The organism is Corallococcus llansteffanensis (genome assembly GCF_003612055.1).
Classification (GTDB): domain Bacteria; phylum Myxococcota; class Myxococcia; order Myxococcales; family Myxococcaceae; genus Corallococcus; species Corallococcus llansteffanensis.
Genome location: NZ_RAWB01000413.1, coordinates 1 through 8,913 on the forward strand (window position 1 = coordinate 1; position 8,913 = coordinate 8,913).

Sequence of the window (8,913 nt, forward strand, 5' to 3'; positions counted from 1 at the left end):
GTCCCACAGCACGCCGCTGGCCACCAGGGCGGTGAGCACCAGCACCGCCAGCCCGCTCGTCGCGCGCGCCGCGCGTGGACCGACGTGCCGCGCGAGCCGCGTGTCCAACGCGCGGTACACCGCCCGCAGGCCCCGCCCCGCGGCGACGAACAGGACGAAGACGGCCGCCGCGACGACCGGGGCGAGCAGGAACCCGGCGCTGGCCGGATGGGGGACGCCCATGAGCTCCCGGATGCTCCGCTGCCAGTGCCAGCCCAGGGCGAGCGCTCCGACCAGCGCCACGCCGCCCGTCACGAAGAGGCTCCGCCACGCGTGCTGGCGGGGATTGCGCGGGGGGCGGTTGGCGAACTCGCGCCACAGCCAGGCGCCCAGGACTCCCAGCCCATAGCCGATGGCCGCGCTGATTCCGCTGACGAACCCCTGGAAGGGCCCGCTGCGCGGCAGCAGGGACGGGGTGAAGGACAGGCACGCGAAGACGAGCGCGACCCAGGCCCCCGGCAGCGTGTAGTGGAGCCACCGGGGCGCGGCGCGGCTCACGGGCCAGGCACGCCGTAACGATACGGGCCGCGCGGTGCGAGGGAGAAGGCGATCCATGCGACTCCTGCGAAGAGGATTCCGCTGCTCGCCCCGTCCTCGAGGCACACTCTGGGAGGGTAGGACCTCGGACCGCGACTGGCAGTGGATGCCCATCGCCCTTTCCAGGCGGCAGCCCCGCCCTCCAGGACGAGGAAGCCAGACAGCGGAAGACCCTTCTGCGTGGGCATCCCCGGTCCGGGGCGCTAGGCTCCGCGCTCCCCTCCTCCCCCACAGGCGAGCCACCGCATGAGCCAGAACCTCTACGACATCCCTCTCAAAGCCATCGACGGCACCGCGCGGACCCTCGGCCAGTTCAAGGGCAAGGTCCTGCTGGTCGTGAACGTCGCCTCCAAGTGCGGGCTGACCCCGCAGTACGAGGGCCTGGAGAAGCTCTATGAGCACAAGCACGACCAGGGCCTGGAGGTGCTCGGCTTCCCCGCTAACGACTTCCTCGGCCAGGAGCCGGGCAGCGAGGCGGAGATCCAGGAGTTCTGCAGCCTGACCTACGCCGTGAAGTTCCCGCTGTTTTCAAAGGTCACGGTGGTCGGCGAGAACAAGCACCCGCTCTACCACGAGCTCACCCGCGCCCTCCCCGACGCCACCGGCGAAGGGCCCATGCGCGCGAAGCTCAAGGGCTACGGCATCGAAGCCAACCCGAAGCCGGAGGTGCAGTGGAACTTCGAGAAGTTCCTCATCGGCCGGGATGGTCGCGTCGCGGCCCGCTTCGCCCCGGACGTGACGGCGGAGGATCCGCGCCTCGTCCAGGCCATCGACGCCGCGCTGGCCAAGCAGGCCTGAGACCGGCGCTTCCAACCCTGCATGGAGGCAGGCGGCTCCCTGGGTGGGCGCCCAGGGTGGGCTCCCGCCTCCGCGAGGTGTGTGGTACGGCTCGGAGCCTCGGTCGCTCACGTCACTCACGCATGTCGGGGTCTTCCAATGCTCGCTGGTACAGGCCATGAGCTCGCGACGCTGTTGCATCCGGTCAGCCCGGAGGAGTTCCTCGCCAGCTATTGGGAGAAGCAGGCGCTGCACGTCCGGGGGACCCCGGAGAAGTTCACCCACCTGTTCGACCGCGAGCGGTTCGACCTGGCCATCCTGCGCACGGGCTTCGACAAGCGGGTGCCGGCCACCTTCGGGATTCACGCCTTCTGGCGCAACCGCCACGACCTGTACGCCGGCATCGAGATCGAGCCCCACCAGGTCCGGGAGGCGCTCGCCTCGCGCACGACGGTGTGTGTCAATGACATCAGCGCGGGGGACGAGGGCCTCGCCACCTTCGCGGCCCACATCAAGCGCCAGCTCGGCCTGCCGAGCCCGATCCGCTTCAACTGCTACCTGTCACCGCCGGGCGAGGGGCTGGACACCCACTACGACGCCCGCCACGCGATGGTCATCCAGCTCTCCGGTCGCAAGCTGTGGCGATACTCACGCCACCCGGCCGCGAAGTACCCGCTGCGCAACGCCATCGTCGAGCAGGACGGCCGCGTCCGGCAGAGTGACAACAAGCCCATCCGGGACGTTCCCTCGCCCGATGAGAGCCAGTTCGAGGAGGTGCTGCTGGAGCCCGGCGACATCCTCTACCTGCCGCCGGGCTGCTGGCACAACGCCAAGGCCGGCGAGGAGTCCTCGCTCGCGCTGAACATGGCCTGCGAGACGGTGGGCTTCCTCGGCATCCTGGGCCCGGAGCTCGAGCGCGTGCTCCAGAACCGCGTGGAGTGGCGCGCGCTCGTGCCGGCCACCCTGGCCTCCCCGGCTGGCGCCGGCACCATGCCCCCCGAAGTGGGGCAGTTCATCGCCGCGCGGCTGGCGGAGCTGCGGGAGCTGCTCGGCCGGCTGGCGGCGGATGAGACGGAGCTGGAGCGGCTCTGGCGCCGGGCCACCACCTCCAGTCCCCACCTCGCGCAGGCCCGCCCGGCCTCGGACGTGCCGCTGCGCCCCGGAGATGTGCTGGTCCGAACGGAGCCCTATCCGCTCGCGTATGTCGTGCGCCCCGGTGCGACGCCCGACACCGCGGCCGGCGTGTATGTCTATGGCGTCAACACCGAGGTCGCCCTCCCCGGCGAGGCCCTGCCCCTGGTGCGGGCGCTGGCCGAGCGGCAGCGCTTCTCCGTCGAGGAGGTGGAGTCGTGGGCGGGCCTGCGCCTGGAGCAGGCGCAGGAGTTCCTGAAGCTGCTGGTGGCCCGGGGGCTGCTGCGCCTGGAGTCCTAGCCGCCTTCGCGCGGGCTACGGCAGGCCCCCGGGGTTCAGCAGGCCGTCCGGGTCCAGCGTCCGGCGCAGCGACTTCAGGCGCGACCAGGCGTCTCCGTAGCAGTGCTGCATCGCCTGTGGCGTCAATTCGTTGCATCCGTAGAGGTACGGCCGTCCCCCCAGCTCCAGGCACCGGGCCAGGAAGTCCTGGTGGGCCTCACGGGCCATGGCGGCCCGGGCGTCGTCTCCGGGCTCGATGCGGTAGTAGACGCCGATGCCGTAGAGCCGGGGCGCGGTGCCAATCGAGCGGATGTCGAAGGGCCAGCGCACCGCGCCCCGCTTCAGACACAGCATGCGCACCAGGCAGTTGTCGTCCCAGATGCGCTCGCGCGGCCCGGACTCCAGGTACTGGACGAAGGCCCGCAGCCCCTCGTATTCGAAGCAGTAGTCGCTCCAGTACTGCCGGGGCAGCGTCTCCAGGGGCCCCTCCGCGCGCGTGCGCGCCTGGATGAAGTAGCCGGGGCGGACCACCAGGTGCGTGCGCTCGCGGACCATCCCCTCCGGCGGGCCGGGGATGCGCGTGGCCCCTGCCTCCGCCGCGTCCACGTGGCTGGCGCCGAGGACGCTCGTGACCTCGCCCCGCTTCTGCTGGCCGAAGAAGTGGTCCGGCCCCGGCCCCTCCCACTCCGTCATCCAGGACAGGGCCTCCACCATCTCCCCCAGCGACGCGTAGCGGTTGAGCTGCACCCGCACCACGGGCCGGTAGGGCCGCGTCCGCATGAGGACCCGCTCGATGAACCCCACCTGCCCGAAGCCCCCGAGCGCGAAGCGGAACAGCTCCCCGTCCTCCTCCTGGGAGCACCAGCGCGCGGAGCCATCCGGCAGGATGAGGCGCAGCCGCACCACCTGATCCAGGTGGGCGCCCTGCAGCAGCGAGCGCGCCCCATACCCCGCCACGGACAGCGTCCCCCCCAGGGAGGTGGCCATGTGGTCCGTGAGCACGGGCGCGGTGAGCCCCGCGAGGTTGAGCGCGGCCTCCAGTTCGGCCCAGCGGGTCCGGGTCGTCACCTCCACCAGCCCGTCCTCGTGCACCTGGATGTCGGGCGTGCCCTCCGCGTTCTCCAGCACGATGCCCCCCTCGCACAGCGACTGCGCCCGCAGCGAATGGCCGGTGCCCCGGATGCTGATGGGGACACCACGCTCGCGCGCCACACGCAGCGTGTGGACGACCTCCTGCTCACTGCGGGCCCGCACCACCGCCGCCGGCATCCGCCGCACCGTCCGGCCAAAGTCATGGCTGTACGGCTCCAGCGCCTCCGGCAGGCAGAGGATGGGCTGTTGCACCCCGGCCCCCAGCGCCTGGAGAAGTGCGTCTCGCTCCGCTGTGGACATCTTCATGCGCTCACACCCCGGCCAGGGACCCCGCGCCACGCGGAAGGCCGCCGGCACGCGCCGTGGCCCTGCCCCATGAGCGGTAGCATGACCCAGGACGGGCGCGGCGGGCAGGCCCGGCGCGGAAAGGCTCAAGCTCGGAAGCTGATACAGTCGCGCTCCTCCCCGAGAGCCCAGCGAGCCCGGAAGGCCTCAGCCATGCGCTTCCTCTTCACCTCCCTGACGAGCTACGGCTCCCTCGGTCCCGCCCTCTCCATGGCCTCCTGCCTGCGCGAGCGTGGCCACGAGGTGGCCTTCGTCACCGGCCCGTCCATGGCCCCGTTGCTCGCGCAGGCGGGAATGCAGCGCATCCCCCGCGGCCCCGAGGATGGGCCGAGCTTCATCGTCGAGCTGACCGCCAACCCGCTGGAGCAGGCCCGGCAGGTGAAACACATTGAATACGCGCTCACGCAGTTCTCCCCCGACGTGCTCGTGGGCCAGGCCATGGCCTTCGGCGCCGTCCTCGCGGGCGCCCGCCACAAGCTGCCCACGGCCGTCATCGGCCTGGCCGCCAGCATCCTCCCCACGGAGGCCTCGCTGGCGCGCATGTCCCCGGCATTCCGCGCCTACGAGGTGCAGCGGCTGTCGGGCACGCTTCCCTATGACGCCTTCCTGAAGGACCGCTACGCGCGGCTGATGGAGTCCTACAACCTCTGCTGCGAGATGCTCTGGCTCCCCAAGTACGAGGGGCCCTACAGCCAGTCACCCCTGCTGGGGGACCTGCACCTGCTGCAGAGCGTCCAGGCGCTGGAGGGCGAGCAGGAGGTGCTCCCGGAGCACACGCACCTGGTGGGCAGTTGCTCCTGGGATTTCGCCGCGCCAGACCCCGGGTTCGACAGGTGGCTGGAGGCGGCGCGCGCCTCGGGCGAACCCATCCTCTATGCCCAGCCCGGACGGGTGTTCAACTCCCCCGGCTTCTGGGAGCAGCTCCGCGCGGCGCTCGGCCACCGGCCGGTGCGCGTGGCCACCTCCATTGGCCGGTTGGATCAGCCGCTGGGCCCCGTCCCCGACAACTTCTACGTGCGCGGGCACGTGGCCCAGGCCTCGGTGCTGCCCCATGCCCACGGCGTCATCTCCAGCAGCACGACGGCCGCCGTCCTCGGCGCGCTCACCCAGGGGCTCCCGCTGCTGCTCATCCCCGGCGGAGGCGGCGGAGAACAATCCGACCTGACGCTGCGGTGTCTGGCGGCCGGAGTCGCCGTCCACCTGCGGCCCGCGGACGTCACGCCCGAAAGCCTGGGCCAGAAGGTGGATCAGCTGCTGTCGGACGAGGCCCTGCGACAGAATGCCCGCGGACTCCAGCAGGCCTTTGCCCGGGCCCCGGGCAGCAGCGGCGCCGCGGATCTCCTGGAGCGGCTCGGTCGCGAGCGTCAGCGGCTCGTGCGCACCCCGGCCCCCGCGACACACAGTGTTACTGAAAAATAACACCCCTGTCTTGCTAATGTTTCACCTCCGGATTCATACTGCGACGGCCTGGCAGCAGCAGCGCCGGGCAGACCCCAGCACCCGCAGTGAAGCCCGCTGTCCCACCTCCAAAGGAGGGCATCCATGTCTGATAATGTGAAGTCCGAGATCATCCGTGCGTGGAAGGACGAAGAGTTCCGCAACCAGCTGTCGGCGTCGGAGCGGGATCTCATCCCCGCCAACCCGGCCGGCATCCTGGAGCTGACCGACGAAGTCCTCGAGGTTGCCTCCGGCGGTGTCATCGCCGCGAGCTGTGATTGGTGCAGCTGCTAGTTTCAAGCCTGACGCGCCCCACTGCCGCAAGGCAGTGGTGCCGCCTGCTGGTCCGACCCGTATCGAGGAGCGCCTGGACCCACTGACTTCCATGAGTGCGCCTCCCTCCTCCATCTTCCGCGCGGGTGCCCTGGAGCGCTTCGTCCAGGGGCGCACCCGCCTCGTGCTCCCCGCCTTCGTCGAGCCCCGGGCCCGCGCCCTGCTGTGGCTGGGATTGGTGCTGGTGCTCGCGTGTGGCGCCCTCGCCTGGAGCGCCGAGGTGCCCCGCTTCGAGCCCGGCGTGGCCGTGGTCGTGCAAGGCACCGGGGGCGACACCGAGCCCACCGCGGCGGGCCCGGCGCAGGCCGTGCTGCTCGTCTTCCTTCCGCCCCAGGCCCTCTCGGACCTGCGCTCCGGTCAGCCCGTCTTCCTGGAGCCGGCGTCGCGGGCCGGGCAGTTCACCTCGGACGTGCTCACCGTGCAGCCCCAGGTGCTCAGCCCCCAGGCCGCGCGCGAGCGGTACGGTGCCGCCGCGGTGCCGCCGCAGGCCGGGGCCGGGCCGTCCGCCGTCCTCGTGGCGCGGCTGCGGCCCAGCAGCCCCGGGCAGCGTGCGTCGGACTACCTGGGCAGCACCTTCCCGGTGCGCGTCCGCGTGGGCTCCCAGCGGCTGCTCCACCTGCTGCCCTTTGGCAGCGCCGCCCGGAGCCGCACGCCATGAGTCCCGCGCCGGAGCCCGCCGAGCCTCCTGCGGCTCCCGCGCCCGCGGGGCCCCCGCGGCTGCTGGACCGGGTGATGCGGCTGCTGTGGCCGCTCGTGCTGTGGTTCCGGCGGCGGCGCGTGCCCGTCATCCTGCAGTTGAGCACCCGCGAGTGCGGGGGCGCGTGCCTGGCGATGGTGCTGTCGTACCACGGGCGCCGGACCTCCGCGGCCGAGTGCCGCGAGTGCATCGACACCGGCCGTGACGGCGCCTCCGCGCTCGCCATCGTCCGCGCGGCCCGCACCCATGGCCTCATCGCGCGGCGCTACTCCGTCACGCTCGCCCAGTTCCACCGCATCCCCCTGCCGGCCATCGCCTTCTGGGAGTTCAACCACTTCGTCGTCGTGGAGAGGTGGGCGGCGCACCATGTGGACATCATCGACCCGGCGCGGGGCCGCCGCCGCCTGACGATGGCCGAGTTCGACGAGGCCTTCACCGGCCTGGTCCTCTCCTTCGAGCCCAGCATCGGCTTCACGCGACGCCAGCGCTCGGGCGCCGCGTCCACCTGGCGCACGGCGCTCTCCTACGTGGTGGGCCTTCCCCGCTTCGGGGCGCTGCTCGGGCAGATCTTCGCCGCCTCGCTGCTGATGCAGGGCGTGGGCCTGGCGCTGCCGCTGCTCACCCAGGTCGTCGTCGATCGCATCCTCCCGTACCACGCCGTCGACCTGATGACGGTGCTCGGCGTGGGGATGCTGGTGCTCGTGCTGGCCCAGGGGCTGACGAGCTACCTGCGCTCGGCGGTCATCATCTACCTGTACGCGCGGCTGGACTCCCGGATGATGCTGGGGCTGTTCGGCCACCTGCTCACCCTGCCCCTGCGCTTCTTCCAGCAGCGCACCACGGGAGACCTGCTGACGCGCCTGGGCAGCAACGTGGCCATCCGCGAGGCGCTCACCAGCCGCACGCTCTCCGTCGTGCTCGACGGCCTGCTCGTCCTCATCTACTTCACCCTCCTGCTGTTCCAGGCGCCGGTGTTCGGCGTCGTCTCCATCGTGATTGGCGGCCTCCAGGTCGCGCTGCTGATGGCCACCAACCAGCGCATCCACGGCCTGACGCAGGAGAGCCTCACCGCCCAGGCGGAGTCCCAGAACTACCTGACCGAGGCGCTGATTGGCGTGGCCACCCTCAAGGCGTCGGGCGCCGAGCAGCGGGTGCTGGACCACTGGTCCAACCTGCTGATGAAGCACCTGAACGTCACCGTCCGGCGCAACCACCTGTCCTCCGTGCTGGACTCGGCGCTGCTGACGCTGCGCACGCTGGCGCCGCTGCTGCTGCTGTGGCTGGGCGCGCGGATGGTGCTCTCCGGGGAGATGTCGCTGGGCACCATGCTGGCGCTCAACGCGCTGGCCGTCTCCTGCATCCAGCCGCTGGCGTCGCTGACGGCCACGGGCCAGCAGCTCCAGATGGTGGGCGCCCACCTCAACCGCCTGGTGGACATCCTCGAGGCCGCGCCCGAGCAGGACCTGCCGCACGTCACGCAGGCACCGGCGCTGTCCGGCCGCGTGGAGCTGCGCGACGTCAGCTTCCGCTACTCCGCCGACGGGCCCGTGGTGCTGGACGGCATCTCGCTGCGCATCGAGCCGGGGCAGAAGGTGGCGCTCGTGGGGCGCAGTGGCTCCGGCAAGACGACGCTGGCCATGCTCCTGCTCGGGCTGCACGAGCCCACCACGGGGGAGATCCGCTACGACGGCCTGGCCATGCAGTCGCTGGACTACGTCGCCCTGCGCGGCCAGTTCGGCGCGGTGCTCCAGGAGCCCTTCCTCTTCAGCGGCTCGCTGCGCGAGAACATCACCTTCAGCGACCCCGCGCTGTCGCTGGAGCAGGTCACCGAGGCGGCGCGGCTCGCGGTCATCCACGAGGACATCGAACGGATGCCCATGGGCTATGAGACGGTCATCTCCGGCTCGGGAGGCTCCGGGTTGTCCGGCGGGCAGCGCCAGCGCATCGCCGTGGCACGCGCCCTGGTGCGCAAGCCGGCCCTGCTGCTGCTGGACGAGGCCACCAGCCAGCTCGACGTGCTCACCGAGAGCCAGCTGGACCAGAACCTGGGGAGGCAGTCCTGCACGCGCATCCTCATCGCCCACCGGCTCAGCACCGTGCGCGACGCGGACCTCATCCTCGTGCTGGAGGCGGGCAGGCTCGTCGAGCAGGGCACGCACGACGAGCTGATGACGCGCAACGGGCCCTACGTGGCGCTCGTGCAGAAGCAGCTGGCGGACGTGTCCCCCCAGGGCTCCCCCCTGACG

Annotated in this window: 8 protein-coding genes; 6 read left to right on the top strand and 2 right to left on the bottom strand. The window is 71.5% G+C overall.

Annotated elements, in window-relative coordinates; genetic code table 11:
• The coding region (locus D7V93_RS30150; protein ID WP_279636961.1) for an alpha/beta-hydrolase N-terminal domain-containing protein at window positions 1–537 on the bottom strand (537 nt) is incomplete at its 3' end.
• Window positions 538–822: 285 nt separating this feature from the next.
• On the opposite strand from D7V93_RS30150, the gene D7V93_RS30155 reads away from it, so the two are divergent.
• Complete coding sequence (locus tag D7V93_RS30155) at window positions 823–1,374, top strand: glutathione peroxidase (protein ID WP_120646675.1); 552 nt, start codon at window positions 823–825, stop codon at window positions 1,372–1,374.
• A gap of 138 nt (window positions 1,375–1,512) precedes the next feature.
• On the top strand, window positions 1,513–2,784 hold the full coding sequence (locus tag D7V93_RS30160; RefSeq protein WP_158623893.1) for a JmjC domain-containing protein: 1,272 nt from the start codon (window positions 1,513–1,515) through the stop codon (window positions 2,782–2,784).
• Window positions 2,785–2,799: 15 nt separating this feature from the next.
• On the opposite strand, the gene D7V93_RS30165 is transcribed toward D7V93_RS30160, so the two are convergent.
• The gene (locus D7V93_RS30165; RefSeq protein WP_147451409.1) at window positions 2,800–4,161 is read right to left on the bottom strand and encodes an FAD-binding oxidoreductase; all 1,362 of its coding nucleotides are present in this window, start codon (window positions 4,159–4,161) and stop codon (window positions 2,800–2,802) included.
• A gap of 192 nt (window positions 4,162–4,353) precedes the next feature.
• Here D7V93_RS30165 and D7V93_RS30170 point away from each other — a divergent pair, with 192 nt between their 5' ends.
• From D7V93_RS30170 to D7V93_RS30185, 4 genes are all read left to right on the top strand, one after another.
• On the top strand, window positions 4,354–5,619 hold the full coding sequence (locus D7V93_RS30170; protein ID WP_120646678.1) for a glycosyltransferase: 1,266 nt from the start codon (window positions 4,354–4,356) through the stop codon (window positions 5,617–5,619).
• Window positions 5,620–5,742: 123 nt separating this feature from the next.
• Window positions 5,743–5,931 (top strand): mersacidin/lichenicidin family type 2 lantibiotic, encoded by a 189-nt coding sequence (locus tag D7V93_RS30175; protein ID WP_120646679.1) that lies wholly within the window; start codon window positions 5,743–5,745, stop codon window positions 5,929–5,931.
• Window positions 5,932–6,022: 91 nt separating this feature from the next.
• On the top strand, window positions 6,023–6,628 hold the full coding sequence (locus D7V93_RS30180; protein WP_120646680.1) for a hypothetical protein: 606 nt from the start codon (window positions 6,023–6,025) through the stop codon (window positions 6,626–6,628).
• Window positions 6,625–8,913, top strand: a 2,289-nt coding sequence (locus tag D7V93_RS30185) for a peptidase domain-containing ABC transporter (protein WP_208723199.1), incomplete at its 3' end; no start/stop codon positions are given. The genes D7V93_RS30180 and D7V93_RS30185, both read left to right, overlap by 4 nt.